The sequence below is a fragment of the Pseudorhodobacter wandonensis genome (assembly GCF_001202035.1).
GTDB classification, from domain to species: domain Bacteria; phylum Pseudomonadota; class Alphaproteobacteria; order Rhodobacterales; family Rhodobacteraceae; genus Pseudorhodobacter; species Pseudorhodobacter wandonensis.
Map to the genome: position 1 here is coordinate 25,020 of NZ_LGHT01000024.1, position 17,030 is coordinate 42,049.

14 protein-coding genes are annotated in these 17,030 nt (G+C 59.7%); 12 read left to right on the forward strand and 2 right to left on the reverse strand.

Annotated elements, in window-relative coordinates; all coding sequences use genetic code 11:
- Window positions 1-51: 51 nt before the first annotated feature.
- From AKU79_RS03750 to AKU79_RS03810, 12 genes are all read left to right on the forward strand, one after another.
- The gene (locus AKU79_RS03750) at window positions 52-2,382 is read left to right on the forward strand and encodes a glycosyltransferase family 2 protein (protein ID WP_050522245.1); all 2,331 of its coding nucleotides are present in this window, start codon (window positions 52-54) and stop codon (window positions 2,380-2,382) included.
- A 30-nt stretch (window positions 2,383-2,412) separates the two neighbouring features.
- Window positions 2,413-3,594, forward strand: a complete 1,182-nt coding sequence (locus AKU79_RS03755; protein ID WP_331458370.1) for a glycosyltransferase family 2 protein — start codon at window positions 2,413-2,415, stop codon at window positions 3,592-3,594.
- A gap of 140 nt (window positions 3,595-3,734) precedes the next feature.
- A complete protein-coding gene (locus AKU79_RS03760) occupies window positions 3,735-4,676 on the forward strand; it encodes a hypothetical protein (protein ID WP_050522246.1) in 942 nt (313 codons plus the stop codon).
- A 125-nt stretch (window positions 4,677-4,801) separates the two neighbouring features.
- Window positions 4,802-5,842 carry a dihydroorotase gene (pyrC, locus tag AKU79_RS03765; RefSeq protein ID WP_050522247.1) on the forward strand — a complete coding sequence of 347 codons (1,041 nt, stop codon included), beginning with the start codon at window positions 4,802-4,804 and terminating at the stop codon, window positions 5,840-5,842.
- Window positions 5,843-5,944: 102 nt separating this feature from the next.
- The gene (locus AKU79_RS03770; RefSeq protein ID WP_050522248.1) at window positions 5,945-6,622 is read left to right on the forward strand and encodes an orotate phosphoribosyltransferase; all 678 of its coding nucleotides are present in this window, start codon (window positions 5,945-5,947) and stop codon (window positions 6,620-6,622) included.
- Between the two features lie 242 nt (window positions 6,623-6,864).
- Window positions 6,865-8,355, forward strand: coding sequence for a replicative DNA helicase (locus AKU79_RS03775; protein WP_050522249.1), 1,491 nt, complete (start codon window positions 6,865-6,867; stop codon window positions 8,353-8,355).
- Window positions 8,356-8,576: 221 nt separating this feature from the next.
- Window positions 8,577-9,632 carry an alanine racemase gene (gene alr / locus AKU79_RS03785; protein WP_050522251.1) on the forward strand — a complete coding sequence of 352 codons (1,056 nt, stop codon included), beginning with the start codon at window positions 8,577-8,579 and terminating at the stop codon, window positions 9,630-9,632.
- A 232-nt stretch (window positions 9,633-9,864) separates the two neighbouring features.
- Complete coding sequence (locus AKU79_RS03790) at window positions 9,865-10,287, forward strand: paraquat-inducible protein A (RefSeq protein ID WP_050522252.1); 423 nt, start codon at window positions 9,865-9,867, stop codon at window positions 10,285-10,287.
- Between the two features lie 96 nt (window positions 10,288-10,383).
- On the forward strand, window positions 10,384-11,742 hold the full coding sequence (gene radA, locus AKU79_RS03795; RefSeq protein ID WP_050522253.1) for a DNA repair protein RadA: 1,359 nt from the start codon (window positions 10,384-10,386) through the stop codon (window positions 11,740-11,742).
- 21 nt (window positions 11,743-11,763) lie between these two features.
- On the forward strand, window positions 11,764-12,366 hold the full coding sequence (locus AKU79_RS03800) for a CvpA family protein (RefSeq protein WP_050522254.1): 603 nt from the start codon (window positions 11,764-11,766) through the stop codon (window positions 12,364-12,366).
- 85 nt (window positions 12,367-12,451) lie between these two features.
- Window positions 12,452-13,915 (forward strand): amidophosphoribosyltransferase, encoded by a 1,464-nt coding sequence (gene purF, locus AKU79_RS03805; RefSeq protein ID WP_050522255.1) that lies wholly within the window; start codon window positions 12,452-12,454, stop codon window positions 13,913-13,915.
- Window positions 13,916-14,004: 89 nt separating this feature from the next.
- Window positions 14,005-14,658, forward strand: a complete 654-nt coding sequence (locus tag AKU79_RS03810) for an SDR family NAD(P)-dependent oxidoreductase (RefSeq protein WP_050522256.1) — start codon at window positions 14,005-14,007, stop codon at window positions 14,656-14,658.
- Window positions 14,659-14,696: 38 nt separating this feature from the next.
- Here AKU79_RS03810 and AKU79_RS03815 read toward each other — a convergent pair whose 3' ends face one another.
- Window positions 14,697-15,599, reverse strand: coding sequence for an NAD(P)-dependent oxidoreductase (locus tag AKU79_RS03815; RefSeq protein WP_050522257.1), 903 nt, complete (start codon window positions 15,597-15,599; stop codon window positions 14,697-14,699).
- Entirely contained in the window at window positions 15,596-17,026 is a 1,431-nt protein-coding gene (locus tag AKU79_RS03820) for an aldehyde dehydrogenase family protein (RefSeq protein ID WP_050522258.1), read from the reverse strand. Before AKU79_RS03820 ends, AKU79_RS03815 begins: the two co-directional genes overlap by 4 nt.
- Window positions 17,027-17,030: the final 4 nt, after the last annotated feature.

Genomic DNA, 17,030 nt, shown 5'->3' on the forward strand with positions numbered 1-17,030 from the left:
AGCGTAAAGACCCCGCCATCAGGCGCGGAAAAGCGGGTGGATTCAGCAGGCATGACAGGCAAAACAGCAAAACACGCCACCCCGAGTATTACCGTGGCTCAGCGCAAACTGGGCGCCTATGCCGTTGGGCACAGCGGTATTCGCAGCGTGTTAGAGGTGGTCAGCCTTGCCCCAGATAATGCGGCCCCGCGCGTCATGGCATTCTTTGGCAATGGCACCGCAGTCAGCAGTTTTGCCCCCGATCCGCTTGACGGCTGCGCACTGCCGCTTGATTTGCGCGATGTGTCGGGTGCCGCGATGGTGGTGGCGCAAACCGACCCGTCACAGCCTTTGGCCTTGGCCCTTGCCGATGGCACCCGTCTGCCACTGACCCCGACGCCGGCCGAACCGCAACTTTTGGCAGGGCGCAATTGCCTCTTTGCCTTCCGGACCGAGGAAAGCCCCGCCCAAATTGCCGAATGGCTGGCCTATCATGCACAACACCACGGGGCCACAGGGGCACTGATCCTGAACCGCATACCCAGCGCCGAACCCGAGGTCTGGGCCAAAACGCTGACAAAAGCCATTCGCAAGCTGGTCAAAGACCGCCAAATCACAGTGGTTCTGGTTGACTGCCCTATCCCTTTGGGCAAACCCAAACTTGGCCCGGAAAACCACCCCTACCTTGCCCCCGATGCCCCCGGCAAAGACCGCATGGACCTGCCCGCCCCCGATCCGTGGCGCGCACCTTTGGGCGAAGGTGCGATTTATGAGGCGATGAAATGGCGGTTTCTCACTGACGCCCGCGCAGTGCTATCGCTGGATATCCCCGATATTCTGGCCCCTGTTGCCCAAGACACGCCAAATGCGTTTGACCAATGCTTGGCCGCGCCCAAAGGCGTGATTTTGCTGGCAGGCCGCCGCATTTATCCGTGGCGCGTGCGCAATAACCAAGAGGCGCGGTTTGGCGACCATATCTGCGCACCGTTCGACATTGGCAAACCAATGGCGCGTTGGGGCGTGGCCCCGCAAAAGGCCGGTTTGGAAAATACATGGCGGATGCTGCGCGTGGCCTATGCCAACCCTAACCCGCAGAATGCCGTACCGTTTTACCGCGCAATGGCGATCAAGGTGCCGGGGCGCAACGCGTCCGAACTGGCCCCCAAAACCTCGCTGGTGGAAAGTGATGCGCTGCTGGCGATGGCTGATACGATTTTTGGCCACAAACCGGTGCGCGCGCCGGTATCCAAGGTGAAAGCAGCGCCAAAAGCCGCGATCAAAGCTGGCCGCACGGCAATTGTTACGACAATGAAAAATGAAGGGCCGTTTATCCTTGAATGGCTGGCCTATCACCGTGCCATCGGTGTGGATGATTTCCTGATCTATACCAATGATTGCACCGATGGTACCGACACGATGCTGGACCTGCTGCAAGCCAAAGGCATTGTACAACACCGTCTCAACCCCTTTGTTCCGGGCGGCGCGTTGAAACCCCAACACGCCGCCCTGCAAGCCGCCGAGCAAGAACCGGTCATGCAAAACTGCGGCTGGGGCATCTGCATGGATGTGGATGAGTTCATCAACATCAAGATCGGCGACGGCACGCTCGATGCGCTGTACAAGGCGATGGGCGATGCCAATATGATCAGCCTGACCTGGCGGCTGTTTGGCAATAATGATGTGCATCAGTTTGAAAACAGGTTCCTGCTGGAGCAATTCACCGCCTGCGCCCCCGAGGTGATCCGCAAACCGCATCAGGCCTGGGGGTTCAAAACCCTGTACCGCAACATTGATATTTACAAAAAACTGGGCGTGCACCGGCCGAAAGGGTTGATCCCCGATCTGTGGGACCGCGTGAAATGGCTGAACGGGTCGGGCAACCCCCTGCCCCGCACGATGTATCGCAATGGCTGGCGGTCAACACTGGAAACCTATGGCTATGATTGGGTCAGCCTGAACCATTATGCCGTGCGCTCGGCCGAAAGCTTTTTGGTCAAACGCGATCGCGGGCGAGTGAACCACGTCGACCGCGACCAAGGGCTGAACTATTGGTTCCGCATGAACCACAATCTGGAACAGGACCGCAGCATCCAGCGCATGATCCCGTTGATGCGGGTCGAATATGAAAGGCTGATGTCTGACCCCGAAATCAGGGCCGCGCATGACCACGCGCTGCGCTGCCACCGCGCCAAGATTGCCGAATTGCTGGAAACCGAGACCTACCGGAATTTCTATGCCGAGTTGACAGGGCCGCGCATGGAAACCCTTTGCAAGCTGCAGCAGCACTTTGGCGCGGCGGTGTTTTCCGCTGGACCGGCCGTGATACCGGATGATCTGCACAGGCGTGACCTTGCGCCGGATTTCTTTTTCACCGTTGACCATAGCGGTGAGGCGAAACATTGACGATGAACGGTTTTATGCGCGCAATGGCAAGTGACCGTTTGGGGTGGCAAGCAGCAGATAGGTATTTGGGCCAAGATGAAATCGGGGGCGGTTGTGACAATCACAGGCCGTCTTTTTCAGGTGCGTTGCGCTGGCCGTTTGGGCCTTGGCGGGCAAGGAAAGGCTGATGGCATGCGCTTTCTCGCGATACTGACCGTTCGCAACGAGGCGACATTCTTGCTGGAATGGTTGGCGCATCACCGCGCCTGCGGCTTTACCGATTTTCTGGTGTTTTCGAATGATTGCGCTGACGGCACCGATGCCATGCTGGACCGGCTGCAGGCGATGGGGCAGTTGACGCATGTGCGCAATGATGGCCCGCATGCTGAGGGCCCGCAATGGGCCGCCCTGAAAGCCGCCGACAAACACCCGTTGATGGCGGCCGCCGATTGGGTTTTGTGTTTTGACATTGACGAGTTCGTCAATATCCACGTTGGCAACCACAGCTTGCCGGATTTGCTTGCCGCCTTGCCGGAAGCGACAGCTATCCCTTTGACATGGCGTTTGTTCGGCAATGCAGGTGTTATCGGCTACAAAGACCGGCCTGTCACCGAAAGCTTTACCCGCGCCGCGCCGACTGTGCTGCATTGGCCATGGCGCGCCCTGATGTTCAAGACGCTGTTTCGCAATGACGCAAGCTATCAGAAGTTGGGGGTCCATCGCCCCCGCAGCCCGCAAAACACAGACGCGCAGCGTTGGTTCGATGGCTCGGGCCGCGAATTACCGCCCGAGTTCCACCGCAGCCGCATCTTTTCGCCCCTTGGCCGCGACACCTATGGCTTGGTGCAGTTGAACCACTACGCATTGGGGGCGATGGAAAGCTATCTGGTGAAATGTGATCGCGGGCGGGCCAATCGCGACGCATCTACCTTTGATATGGGCTATTGGGTTGAACGAAACTTTTGCGAGGTCGAGGACCGCTCTATTTCCGCCCTTAGCCCCCTTAGCGCACCAATTCTGGCCGCCTATAAATCCGACCCGATTTTGAATGGGCTGCATGACAAGGCCGTACACTGGCGCAAGCAGCGGTTTACAGCCCTCATGCAAGACGACGCCTGGCGCAGCTTGTTCGGCCGGCTAATGATGTCACGCCCTGCACGCTGCCTGACCGCACAGCAAGCGCGGTTGATCTGGCAGCATGCGGTCACCGCTTTGCCACCCGCCGCCGATTAGAAACAATGTCGGCGCATTGTTTCCGACCTGTGCGTATTTGCCTTTCTCTTGCCGCCTTCTCTGCGTGATTGCGCCACGCGGCACTGGCAAAACAAGTCATTGCCTGCGATGTTCTTAATGTTACGAGAGAGTAAACGCCTATGCCACAGATCGACGAAACCGAACCCCAAACAACCGCCGCCACCCTTGACCGTGACGGCTGGCTTTCCTTGCTTCGCAATATGGGCGAGGGCTCGGGGGCATTCGAGGCTTTGGGCGATCATCACTGGGCCGTGCTGAACGAAGACGGCACCACACTCGTGATAAGCTTTGACCGGCTCGAGGATATTCAGGCGTTGGAACCGGGCCACATGCCGCATGTTTTTGGCCAAGCCACACAGAACGGCTGGTCACATCTTAGCCTGATCAGCGAAGGCGAAACCTGGTATCGTGATCCTGCAGTGTTTGCCTATCTTGATAAGCTGGTCGATGCCGCTTTCTTTGACGATTTTGAGCGGATCGTGTTTTACGGGGCCGGTATGGGTGCCTATGCCGCCGCTGCCTTTTCGGTTACGGCCCCCGGCTGTACGGTTCTGGCGGTGCAACCCCGCGCAACACTTGCTCCTGAAATTGCCGGCTGGGATACGCGCTACACGCAGGCCCGCCGGCTGGATTTCACCAGCCGCTACGGCTATGCCCCCGATATGGTCGAAGGCGCCGAGCAAATGTTTGTGGTCTATGACCCCTATTGCCGGCTTGACGCCATGCATGTCGCGCTGTTCCACAAATCCTTTGTCACCAAGCTGAAATCACGGTTTCTGGGCGAAAACACTGCCGTTTCACTGGCCGAACTGGGCATCTTGCCCAAGATGGTCAAAGAGGCCTGCGATGGCAAACTGACCGCCAAGAGCTATAGCAAGCTCTGGCGCGAGCGGCGCAACTTTGGGGCCTATCTGCGGCTTATTCTGCGTGCCTGCACCGAGGCGGGCCACGCCAGACGCGAAGCCATGATCTGCCGCTCGGTCACCAGCCGGCTGCGCGCACCCGGCTTTCGCAAACATCTCGACAAGCTCGAGGAAAGCGGCGTTCTGGGCAATAAATAAAGCCGCCACGGCCCACCCGCCAATCCAGTTCCCGGTGGCGGCGTACGCGCTTTGCCGCAAAACAAGCTGACAACTGCGCTTTTGCCTCTGGAAAACGCATGGCGGATAGGCTAGCGCTTTGCGCCATGACACAAAGCATCACACTCCGCCGCCCCGATGACTGGCACCTGCATTTGCGCGATGGCGCGATGTTGCAAGGTGTCTTGCCTGAAACCGCCCGTCATTTCGCGCGGGCCATCATCATGCCAAACCTTGTGCCGCCCGTGGTCACGCTGGCCGATGCGCAGGCCTATCACGGCCGGATTATGGCGGCGCTGCCCAAAGGCATGACGTTTGACCCGCTGATGGTGCTGTATCTGACCGAGGGTACAGACCCGGCCGACGTCGCGGCCGCCGCTGCCTCTGGTCTGGTCAAAGCGGTCAAGCTTTACCCCGCTGGTGCCACGACAAACTCGCATTCCGGCGTGCGCGATTTTGACAAAGTGCGCCCCGTGCTGGAAAAAATGGCCGAGATCGGCCTGCCTTTGTGCGCGCATGGCGAAGTGACGGATGCCACGGTTGATATATTCGACCGTGAAGCCGTGTTTATCGACACCGTGCTGGACCCGCTGCGCCGCAACACCCCCGGCCTGCGCGTGGTCATGGAACATATCACCACGGCCCAAGGCGTCGATTACGCCCGCGCCGGCGGCGATGATCTGGCGGCAACTATTACCACGCATCATCTGATCATCAACCGCAACCACATCCTGGCCGGCGGCATCAAACCGCATTACTACTGCCTGCCCGTGGCCAAGCGCGAAACCCACCGGCTTGCCCTGCGCGCTGCCGCCACCTCTGGCGAGGCACGGTTTTTCCTCGGCACCGATTCTGCACCACATGTGGACGCGCTGAAAGAACACGCCTGCGGCTGTGCAGGCTGCTTTACGGCAACAAACACCATGCCACTGCTGGCCCATGTGTTTGAAGAGGATGGCGCGCTGGACAAGCTCGAGGCCTTTACCTCGCTTAACGGTCCGGCTTTTTACCGCCTGCCCGTGAACGAAACGACCCTGACACTCACCAAAGGCGCGCCTGCCAAATGGCCGGATAAAATCCTGACCGAGGCTGGCCCTGTTACCGTTTTCAACCCCGGCTTTCCCGTGCATTGGCATGTTGAGGGCTAAGATCATCTATCCCTCAAATATCCCCGCCGGAGGCTCTGCCCCCAGCGACACAGCGCTCCGCGGGGGATATTTAAAGATAGATGATAGACAAAGGACCGTTCTATGATCCCCACCAACTTTCCCCCCGCAAACGAGATCGCCCGCCTGACCGCGCGGATGCTTTTGGAAATCAAAGCCGTGCATTTCAACGCGGATGAGCCTTTTACCTTGGCGTCCGGACTGCCCAGCCCGACCTATATCGACTGCCGCAAGTTGATCAGCTATCCGCGCATCCGCAGCACGCTGATGGATTTCCTGACGGTAACCGTGATGCGCAACGCCGGGTTTGAAGCTTTCGACAATATCGCAGGCGGTGAAACCGCAGGCATCCCCTTTGCCGCATTGGTTGCCGAACGCATGGCGCTGCCTATGACCTATGTGCGCAAAAAGCCCAAAGGCTATGGCCGCAACGCGCGGATCGAAGGCGTTATGACCGAGGGCCAGCGCGTGTTGTTGGTTGAGGATCTGACCACTGACGGCGGCTCAAAGCTGTCTTTCGTGGATGCGATCCGCGAAACCGGTGCCACCTGCGCGCATACGGCGGTGATTTTCTATTACGGCATTTTCCCCGACACCACGCAAAAACTTGGCGATCACGGCGTAACCCTGCACCATCTTTGCACATGGTGGGACGTGCTGGCCGAAGCCCGCGACAGCGGTGCCTTTGACGCCGCAACCTTGGCCGAAGTGGAGAGCTTTCTGAAAGCGCCCCGCGCATGGCAAGACGCGCGCAAAGGATAATTTGGCCCTTTCATCCCCAGATTTTTTTCTGGCGGGCAACTTGGGGATAACCCGCCGCAGAATCGTCTGTCTGGCCAAAAAAACTGCACCATACTACAAGATATGGTAGTATCTGCAGCACGCCCTACAGGGCTTGCTGTTTTCCACAAGGTTTTCCCCTGTGTTATCCACCAGTCCGCAGGGGTTACCGCCAACCCGAACCTGGGCTAGACAGGGCAATTAAGACAGCCAAGAGGTCAGCTATGAACGAGGTCGCTCAGATCAAACAAACGCTTCCGGCGCAGGCCGAAGCCGATGTGCTGCCCCATAATATCGAAGCCGAGCAGCAGTTGCTTGGTGCAATTCTGACCAATAACGATGTGTATGACCGCATCTCCAGCCTGGTAAAGGCCGAGCATTTCTATGATCCGGTCCACAGCCGCATCTTTGAAATTGCCGCCGCCCGCATCCAGAAAAACGCCCTCGCCTCGCCGGTTACGCTCAAGGCGTTTCTCGAGGATGACGCAGGGCTCAAGGAACTGGGTGGCCCACCTTACCTCGCGCGGCTTGCCGGTGCCGCCATTTCCAGCTTTGCCGCGCGCGACTATGCACAAATGCTGTATGACCTTGCCGTGCGCCGCGAACTCATCGGCCTGGGCCGTGATATCGCCGCCAAAGCCGCCAAGATCGAGGTGGCCTCTGAACCGAAGGAACAGATCATCGAGGCCGAACAACGGCTTTACAAGCTGGGCGAACAAGGCGTTGCCGAGCGCGGCTTTCAAAGCTTTCTGAAAGCAGTCACCGAGGCCGTCAACAGCGCCAATGCCGCCTATCAGCGTGACGGTGGGCTAGCGGGCATTTCAACCGGCCTTATTGATCTGGATAAAAAGCTGGGCGGCTTGCACCCGTCAGATTTGCTTATTCTTGCAGGGCGCCCGTCGATGGGCAAAACCTCGCTTGCCACCAATATCGCGTTTAACGTGGCCAAGGCGTATAAACGCGGCCGCCTGCCCGACGGGTCCGAAGGCGCCATCGAGGGCGGCGTGGTCGGTTTCTACAGCCTGGAAATGAGCGCCGAACAGCTTGCCGCGCGTATCCTGTCCGAGGCATCCGAAGTGCCCAGCGAGCAAATCCGCCGCGGCGACATGACCGAACAAGAATTCCGCCGCTTTGTCGAGGCCGCCAAAAGCCTTGAGGCCTGCCCCCTGTATATCGACGACACCCCCGCCCTGCCGATCTCGCAGGTTGCCGCCCGCGCCCGCCGGCTTAAACGGACCCACGGGTTGGATGTGCTGATGGTCGACTACCTGCAACTGCTCAAAGGCTCGTCCAAAGAAAGCCGCGTCCAAGAGGTGTCCGAGATTACCCAAGGCCTTAAAGCAATCGCCAAGGAATTGCATATCCCCGTCATCGCCCTGTCGCAGCTGTCACGTAACGTGGAATCGCGCGAAGACAAACGCCCGCAGCTTTCGGACTTGCGCGAATCCGGCTCGATTGAACAAGACGCCGATGTGGTCATGTTCGTCTACCGCGACGAATACTATAAGGAACGCGAAAAACCGGGCGACCACGAACTCGAAAAAATGGCGCAATGGCAATCGGTTATGGAAAGCGTCCATGGCAAAGCCGAAGTCATCATCGGCAAACAACGCCACGGCCCCATCGGCTCGGTCGAACTCAGCTTCGAAGGCCGCTTCACCCGTTTCGGCAACCTCGCCAAAGCCTGGCAAGAGGGCAGTGACGGCGGGTATTGATCCCGCAAAACCGGTTTCATCTTGGCCCAAATACCTACCGGCCGCGCCCGCCCGCACAACGTTGCAAGTTTTGGCGCCGCCGTCTTATCACACCACGTCAGTGCCGCGCGCAGGGGCCTCAATGGCCCCAAGCGCGGCACCCCCTTTCCCATCGCTGCCAAATCCCGCTGAAATCTCGAATATCCTCTTGACCTAACGTCCCAAGCAGTCAAAACAACGCCATGGCCACAGCAACCCTCTCCATCGACCTCGACGCAATCGCCGCCAATTGGCGCGCCCTGGACCGCTTGTCCGGCCCCGGCACCCAGACCGGTGCCGTGGTCAAAGCCGATGCCTATGGGCTGGGCGCCGCCCGTGTGGCCCGCGCCTTGGCCCATGCCGGTGCCCGCCGGTTCTTTGTCGCCTGCTCCGAGGAAGGCGCTGCCGTGCGGCAAGCACTAGGCGAAGGCCCGCAAATCTCTATCTTTTCCGGCCACATGGCAGGCGATACCGATATGATCCATGATCTGGATCTGACGCCGATGCTGAATTCGATCGACCAAATCACCCGTCATCTTGAATCCCTGCCCGGCCATTCCTTTGGCATCCAGCTTGATACCGGTATGAACCGCCTCGGCATGGAACAAGGCGAATGGGAAGCCGTGGCGCCACTGGTCCTTGATGCAGGCCCCGAACTGATCATGAGCCATCTTGCCTGCGCGGATGCGCCCGATCACAGCATGAACGCCGCCCAACTGGCCGAGTTTCACGCCATGACCGACGGTCTTGATGTGCCGCGCTCGCTCGCAGCGACAGGCGGCATCTTGCTTGGCCCCGAATATCATTTCGATCTTACCCGCCCGGGTATTGGCCTTTATGGCGGCATGCCCTTTGACTCTGCATCGCCGACGGTTGCGCTGTCTTTGCCGGTTATCCAAATCCGCGAATTGGCGATTGGCGAAACCGTAGGCTATGGCTGCGCTTGGGTGGCCGAGGCCCCAAGCCTGATCGCCACCATTTCCGGCGGCTATGCCGATGGTCTGCTGCGCGCGCTTGGCAACCGCGCTGTTCTCTGGGCCGGCGATGTGCCCTGCCCTCTGGTCGGGCGTGTGTCGATGGATACGATCACGGTTGACATCTCGCATCTGGAACAAGCCCCGCGCAAACTTGATATTCTCGGCCCGCATCAAAGCGTTGACGACTTGGCCGAGGCTGGCAGCACAATCGGCTACGAAATTCTGACCGGCCTCGGCGCCCGCTATGCCCGCCGCTATATCGAAGGCACAGGGCGCAGCTAACTGTATCTTTGCGCGCCAACACCAATTCGCTTTCCCCGAACATTTCAGCAAGCCTGTCACAGCCACCACATTGCTTCCAAAATAGAAACAAAAACAACAGCTGGGCAGGAAAAGGCAAAAGCCCCACGCCCCCCAACCACACATCAACTCCCGCAGCTTGACGCCCCTCACGGCATTCGCCAAGTTGCCGCGCAAACCAACAGGCCAAGGTGGACGAAACGTGCGATATGGAATGATTGCTATAAACCTGTCGCTGCTCGTGTTGTTTCCGCTGTCATGGTTCGCGCCCCTGTTGCGCGCAGGCTTGCTGCCGTTCTTTGATCTGTCTGAAATCTCGGTCGTCACGGGCCTGCAGGCTCTGTGGGGCAAAGATATTTCCTTGGCCCTGCTGGTGACCGTGCTTGCGATCTTTGTGCCCTACCTGAAAACCATCGGGCTTGCCCTGATGCAGTTTCGCCTGCTTAGCCCCCGCCTTGCGCCTGCGCTGCAAATTTTGGGCAAGCTCGCAATGGCCGATGTGTTTCTGATCGCGCTCTATATCATTCTGGCCAAAGGCGTCGGGCTCGGGCGGGTTGAAACGGCTTGGGGGCTTTATCTGTTCACAGGTTGCGTGCTGGCCTCGGTTATTGATTCCATTTTCAACACAAAGCGCTAACCCCGACCGAAAACCCGCCGAAAAATCGGCGGAAATTCGCAAGCCTCTGCATCGCATACGGCTTGCACTGCCCGCCGCATCGTTGCATCAAGACACATGGCAAAATCATCCTCGGCTTTCACCTGCACTTCCTGCGGCGCTGCCCATAAAAAATGGGCCGGGCGCTGCGACTCTTGTGGCGCATGGAATTCGGTTATCGAAGAGGCTCCGCTTTCCGCCGGCCCTAAATCGCTGGGCGGCAAAGGCCGTACCATCCCGCTGACCGATCTTGCCACCCAATCCGATCCGCCACCCCGTGCCACCAGCGGCATGGATGAATTTGACCGCGTGCTGGGCGGTGGTCTGGTAGAGGCATCGGCGATTCTGGTTGGCGGCGATCCCGGCATCGGCAAGTCAACGCTCTTGCTGCAAGCCACCGCTGCCTTTGCCCGCAATGGCGTGAAATCCATGTATATCTCGGGCGAAGAGGCCGCGGCACAGGTCCAGATGCGCGCGCAACGCCTTGGCCTTGCCGACTCTCCCGTCATTCTCGGTGCTGAAACCAATCTACGCGATATTCTGACCACGCTCGATGCCGAACGCCCCGGCCTGTGCATTATCGATTCTATTCAAACCATGTGGCTTGATACGGTTGACAGCGCCCCCGGCTCGGTGTCTCAGGTCCGCTCGGCCGCGCATGAGCTGGTGACATTTGCCAAAAAGCGCGGCGTGGCGATTATCCTTGTCGGCCACGTCACCAAAGACGGCCAGATCGCAGGCCCCCGCGTGGTCGAACATATGGTCGATACAGTGCTCTATTTTGAAGGCGAGCGCGGCCATCATTTCCGCATCTTGCGCGCGGTGAAAAACCGCTTTGGCCCTGCCGCCGAAATCGGCGTGTTTGAAATGACCGGCGACGGGCTGGCGCAGGTCACCAACCCTTCGGCGCTGTTTTTATCCGACCGCGACAAACCCGCCCCCGGCTCGGCGGTGTTCGCAGGGATCGAAGGCACCCGCCCCGTGCTGACCGAAATTCAGGCGCTCGTGTCGCCCTCGCCGCTTGGCACCCCGCGCCGCACAGTTGTCGGGCTCGACTCAGGGCGACTTTCAACGATTCTCGCCGTGCTCGAGGCACGCTGCGGCATCCCCTTTGCCGGCCTCGATGTGTACCTGAACGTCGCCGGCGGCATGCGCGTTTCCGAACCCGCCGCCGATTTGGCCGTGGCCGCCGCCCTGCTTTCAGCGCGCGAAGATGTTGCAATTCCGCCAGATATGGTGCTTTTCGGCGAAATCAGCCTGTCTGGCGCGCTTCGCCCCGTCGCACAGACCGAAAACCGGTTGAAAGAGGCGATGAAACTTGGTTTCACACAGGCAATCGCGCCGTCCCGGTCAAAAATGGCCGGGGTCGATGGCATGGCAGTGCGCCAAATGCCCGATTTGACGGCGTTCGTAGGCGAAATTTTCGGGGCCGGCTAATCGCCCCAAAAGGAGACGGCAATGGAAGGCTTTACCCTTATCGACGGTGTGGTTGCACTCGTCATCGTACTCTCGGCGGTGCTGGCATATTCGCGCGGTGTGGTCCGCGAAGCCTTGGCGATTGCCGGCTGGGCGGGGGCTGCGGTGCTGGCCTATGTCTTTGCATCGCAAGCCCAACCTTTGGTCAAGGAATTGCCCGTCGTCGGCAAGTTTCTGGCCGATAGCTGCGAGCTGTCGATCATCGCGTCATTCGCCGCCGTCTTCGCCATCGGTCTGGTCATTGCCGCCCTCTTCTCGCCGCTGTTGTCCTCATTGGTGCAACGCTCGGTGCTTGGCGGCCTTGACCAAGGCTTGGGCTTTTTGTTCGGCGTCATTCGCGGCGTGCTTTTGGTTGCTGTCGCCTTTATCGTCTACGATAAGGCAGTCGGCGCCAACACCATGCCGATGGTCGATAACTCGCGCTCAGCCAAGGTCTTCGCCTCATTCCAAACCAATATTGATGAGACGATTCCCTCCGATGCCCCTGGCTGGATCGTTGCCCGCTATGAGGCCCTGACAGGCGATTGCGGCGCCCCTGCAACAACTGTCACCCCAACAACACCCGCCCCCGCAGCCGGCAACTAAGCCGCCGCCTTACATCAAGGCGTGACACTCGCCGACACAAGGACTAAACGGGGCCATAAATTCCCCCTCGGATTCGGAGCCTGCCATGCGCCCCTTCCTCGCCCACCCATTTGACAGCGACAAGCTGCACGAAGAATGTGGAGTATTCGGTGTCATCGGTATGGCCGATGCCGCCAGCTTTGTCGCCCTGGGCCTGCACGCCTTGCAGCATCGCGGACAAGAGGCCGGCGGTATCGTCACCTATGCCGAAGGCGCAGGCTTTTGCTCGGAACGCCGCTTCGGCTATGTGCGCGACAACTTTACCAAAGCTGACGTGATGCAAACCCTGCCGGGCACCATCGGCATCGGCCATGTCCGCTATTCCACCGCTGGCTCCAAAGGGGCCACCGCAATCCGCGACGTGCAGCCCTTCTTTGGCGAATTTTCAATGGGCGGCTCGGCGATTGCCCATAACGGCAACATCACCAATGCCGTCGCCCTGCGCAAAGAACTTGTCGAGCGTGGCTCGATTTTCCAATCCTCCTCTGACAGTGAATGCATCATCCACCTGATGGCGCGCTCAATGGGCCGCAACATCCCCGACCGCATGGAAGAGGCGCTGCGCAAAGTTGAAGGCGCGTTCTCGGTCGTGGCAATGACCCGCACCAAACTGATGGGCGTGCGCGATGCTCTGGGCGTGCGTCCCTTGGTCTTGGGCAAACTCGGCGATGGCTGGGCGCTGTCGTCGGAAACCTGCGCGCTTGACATCATCGGCGCCGAATTCGTGCGCGAAATCGAACCCGGCGAAATGGTCGTCATCTCGGCCGACAAAGGCGTGGAAAGCCACTTCCCCTTCCGCCGCCTGAAATCGCGCGGCTGTATCTTTGAACATGTCTATTTCAGCCGCCCCGACAGCATTCTCGGCGGCCGCTCGGTCTATGAAACCCGCCGCCAGATCGGCGTCGAACTGGCACGCGAAGCCCCGGTTGAGGCCGATCTCGTCTGCCCCGTTCCCGATAGCGGCACTCCCGCAGCCATCGGCTACAGCCAGGAAAGCGGCATTCCCTACGCCATGGGTATCATCCGCAACCAATACATGGGCCGCACCTTCATTGAACCGACCGAGCAAATCCGCAACATGGGCGTGCGCCTGAAACTCAACGTCAACCGCGCGCTGATCAAAGGCAAACGGGTGATTTTGGTTGACGATTCCGTGGTCCGCGGCACCACCTCGCGCAAGATCAAAGACATGATCCTGGATGCAGGCGCCGCCGAGGTCCACTTCCGCATCGCCTCTCCGCCCACAGCATGGCCCTGCTTTTACGGCGTCGACACGCCCGAACGCTCCAAACTCCTCGCCGCCAACATGTCCGAGGAAGAGATGCGCGATTGGATCGGCGTTGATAGCCTGAAATTTGTTTCGCTCGACGGCCTCTACCGTGCCGCAGGCGAGGCCAAGGGCCGAAATGCCAAATCCCCTCAGTATTGTGATGCGTGCTTCTCGGGCGAGTACCCCGTCGCCCCGTCCGATATGATCGAAAAGGGCTTTGAAATGAAGACGGCCGAATAAACCCGACTTCGGCCCCATCATCTATCCTTAAATATCCCCGCCGGAGGCTCCGCCAACAGTCACCGGCACCGCGCCGCAAGGAAACGACCATGACCCAAAAAATCGCCCTCGTCACAGGTGCATCGCGTGGCCTAGGCGCCGCCATGGCCGAGCAATTGGCGGTGCAAGGCTGGCATGTCGTCGCCGTTGCCCGCACGACAGGCGGTTTGGAAGAAGTCGATGACCGCGCCAAAGCTGCAAATGCCAGTGGCGGCCTCACTTTGGCGCCGATGGATATCACCAATGATGACGCGATGCGTCACCTCTGCCGCTCGATCTTTGATCGCTGGGGCGGGATAGACCTTTGGGTCCATGCGGCCATCCACGCCGCCCCGATGGCCCCTGCAGGCCATATCGATGTCAAAGACTGGGACAAATCAGTGGCCATCAATTTGCGTGCCACTGGCACACTGATCCCGATGGTCGAACCTTTGCTGCGCACCCGCCCCGGCGGCACCGCGCTGTTTCTTGATGACCCCCGCGCAGGCCAAACCTTTTTCGGCGCCTATGGTGCAACCAAAGCCGGCCAGATCGCCCTTGCCCATTCTTGGGCCGCCGAAACCGTAAAAACCGGCCCCAATGTGCGCATTGTCACGCCCGCACCAATGGCCACAGCGACCCGCGGAAGGTTTTTCCCCGGCGAGGATCGCAGCCGGTTAGCGCTGCCTCAGGCCGAGGCAAAGCGCATTCTGGAAAACCTCTAAACCGCAAATTTCCAACGAAAAATCGCTGTCGCTTCAGTTCACTCCAACCGCGCCGGAAACCCTTCGGCGCGCAGGTCTGTGCCCAGCAAATCCTCCAGCAGCTTGGCAATCATCGGTGATTGCGCCTCGCCACCATAGGCCGCTTTCGCCGCGATATAGGTCTGGTTGGTCATGCTCGCCAAGTCCAGCGGCACCCCGAATTCTTTGCCAAACCCCAAAGCAAAACCCAAGTCTTTGAGCGCCAGATCCACGTTGAACGCAACGTCATACGACCCGTTCAAAATCAGCGCGCCTTCGGTCTCATGCACAAAACTGTTCCCCGAAGACGCAGCAATCGCCGCATGAGACTGCGCCAGATCAAGACCGCCGCGTTTCGCCAGCATCAAGGCCTCACTCGTGGCTTTCAGGTGAATAAACGCCAACATATTGGTGATAACCTTGATGATCGACGCAGCGCCCAAGGGCCCCATATGGAAAATCCGGTCGCCCATCGCCTGCATCGCGGGCAGATGGGTCTCATACAATTCCTTGTCGCCACCGGCCAGCATTGTAATCTTGCCTTGGGCCGCCAGATGCACACCGCCTGTCACCGGCAGCTCCATCATGCGCACTCCCGCATCGGCCGCAACAGCCCCCAGCCGCAGCACATCTTCACGGCTCAGCGTCGACATCTCAACCCAGCTTGCGCCCGGTTTCATCACCGGCAAAATGCCCCGCAATACCCGCTCCGAAACAGCAGGTGACGGTAAACAGGTGATCACATGATCGACCGCCCCTGCCAATGCCTCGGCACTCGGCGCCAGCGTGGCCCCCATCGCTACAAGGCGTTCGGCCAGCTTTGGGTTCAGGTCAAATACCGTAACCTGCATCCCTGCCTTCAGCAAACACGCGGCACAATTTGCCCCCAGATTGCCCAGCCCGATATAGCCGTAATGCGTCATTCCCCGTACCCCACAATAGCCTTGGTTTCGCAAAAATCGTGAATGCCCCAATCGGCATATTCACGGCCATTGCCCGATTGTTTGTATCCGCCAAAGGGCGCGAACGTGTCCCACTCCGGCCCGTTCACATTCACCTGCCCTGCCCGCAGCCGCCGCGCCACAGCGCGCGCCTCATCCAGATCGCCCTGCACATAGGCCGCAAGCCCGTAAACCGTGTCATTGGCCATCGCGACCGCCTGATCCACATCGTCATAGGACAGCATCACCAGAACCGGACCAAAGATTTCCTCACGCTCGACCACCATGCCCGGCATTACATTGCCAAAGACCGTCGGCTGCGCGTAATGCCCGCGGTTCATGCCATCAGGCCGCCCGAGGCCACCTGTCAAAACCGATGCGCCCTCTTCAATCCCCGCCGCAATCAGCGCCTGCACCTTGTCATATTGCGCGCGGCTGACCAGCGGGCCCATCGTCACAGCCTCATCCGCAGTGTCACCAATCACCGCCGCAGTCGCCGCCTCTTGTGCCGCTTTGAACGCCACTGCCTCGGCCCCGCGCGGAATGAACATCCGCGTCGGCGCGTCGCAGCTTTGGCCGGTATTGGCCATACACGCCTCAACCCCTTGCGCCACCGCCGCCGCAATATCGGCCGAAGGCAGAATGATATTGGCCGATTTCCCACCCAACTCCTGCGCCACACGTTTCACCGTCGGTGCCGCAGCTTGTGCCACCTGCACACCGGCGCGGGTTGAACCGGTAAAGCTGACCATATCCACATCCGGATGGCTGGACAGCCGCGCCCCCACCTCGGGGCCAGTACCGTTGATCAGGTTAAACACCCCCGCAGGCACCCCCGCCGCATGGCAAACCTCGGCCCAGAGTATCCCCGACAAAGGCGCGATTTCCGACGGCTTCAGCACCATCGTACAGCCCGCCGCAATCGCCGGCGCCACTTTGCACACGATCTGATTCATCGGCCAGTTCCACGGCGTGATCAGCGCGCAAACACCAATCCCTTCGCGGATAATTCGCGTCGCACCACGGCTTTCTTCCCAGGCAAAGGCCTTAGCCGCGGCGATCGTGCTTTGCAAATGCACCTGCCCCGCCCAAACCTGCGCCTCGCGCGCCCAAGTGATCGGTGCCCCCATTTCCAACCGCATCGCCTGCGCGAAATCCTCGGCCCGCGCGTCATATTCGGCCAGCAGGCGCTCCAACAGCGCAATCCGTTCCGCTACGGGAACACGACTAAACCCGTCAAAGGCTGCCCGCGCCGCTGCAATGGCCCTATCCGCATCGGCAACCGACCCCAGCGCAATTTCGGCCACGGTTTCCTCGGTTGCCGGATTTTCAACACCCATCCGCGCAGTGCCCAAAGGCTCGACCCAACTGCCGTTGACGTAAAACTTCAGGTTATTCGCAGAATTCATAAGA

What these genes read in the sequence shown, in the direction of transcription:
- alr (WP_050522251.1), top strand. Translation starts at nt 8,577, where the DNA reads ATGGCCACAGCAACCCTCTCCATCGACCTCGACGCAATCGCCGCCAAT.
- purF (WP_050522255.1), top strand. Translation starts at nt 12,452, where the DNA reads ATGCGCCCCTTCCTCGCCCACCCATTTGACAGCGACAAGCTGCACGAA.
- AKU79_RS03770 (WP_050522248.1), top strand. Translation starts at nt 5,945, where the DNA reads ATGATCCCCACCAACTTTCCCCCCGCAAACGAGATCGCCCGCCTGACC.
- pyrC (WP_050522247.1), top strand. Translation starts at nt 4,802, where the DNA reads ATGACACAAAGCATCACACTCCGCCGCCCCGATGACTGGCACCTGCAT.
- AKU79_RS03810 (WP_050522256.1), top strand. Translation starts at nt 14,005, where the DNA reads ATGACCCAAAAAATCGCCCTCGTCACAGGTGCATCGCGTGGCCTAGGC.
- AKU79_RS03760 (WP_050522246.1), top strand. Translation starts at nt 3,735, where the DNA reads ATGCCACAGATCGACGAAACCGAACCCCAAACAACCGCCGCCACCCTT.
- AKU79_RS03800 (WP_050522254.1), top strand. Translation starts at nt 11,764, where the DNA reads ATGGAAGGCTTTACCCTTATCGACGGTGTGGTTGCACTCGTCATCGTA.
- AKU79_RS03820 (WP_050522258.1), bottom strand. Translation starts at nt 17,026, where the DNA reads ATGAATTCTGCGAATAACCTGAAGTTTTACGTCAACGGCAGTTGGGTC.
- AKU79_RS03815 (WP_050522257.1), bottom strand. Translation starts at nt 15,599, where the DNA reads ATGACGCATTACGGCTATATCGGGCTGGGCAATCTGGGGGCAAATTGT.
- AKU79_RS03750 (WP_050522245.1), top strand. Translation starts at nt 52, where the DNA reads ATGACAGGCAAAACAGCAAAACACGCCACCCCGAGTATTACCGTGGCT.
- radA (WP_050522253.1), top strand. Translation starts at nt 10,384, where the DNA reads ATGGCAAAATCATCCTCGGCTTTCACCTGCACTTCCTGCGGCGCTGCC.
- AKU79_RS03775 (WP_050522249.1), top strand. Translation starts at nt 6,865, where the DNA reads ATGAACGAGGTCGCTCAGATCAAACAAACGCTTCCGGCGCAGGCCGAA.
- AKU79_RS03790 (WP_050522252.1), top strand. Translation starts at nt 9,865, where the DNA reads ATGATTGCTATAAACCTGTCGCTGCTCGTGTTGTTTCCGCTGTCATGG.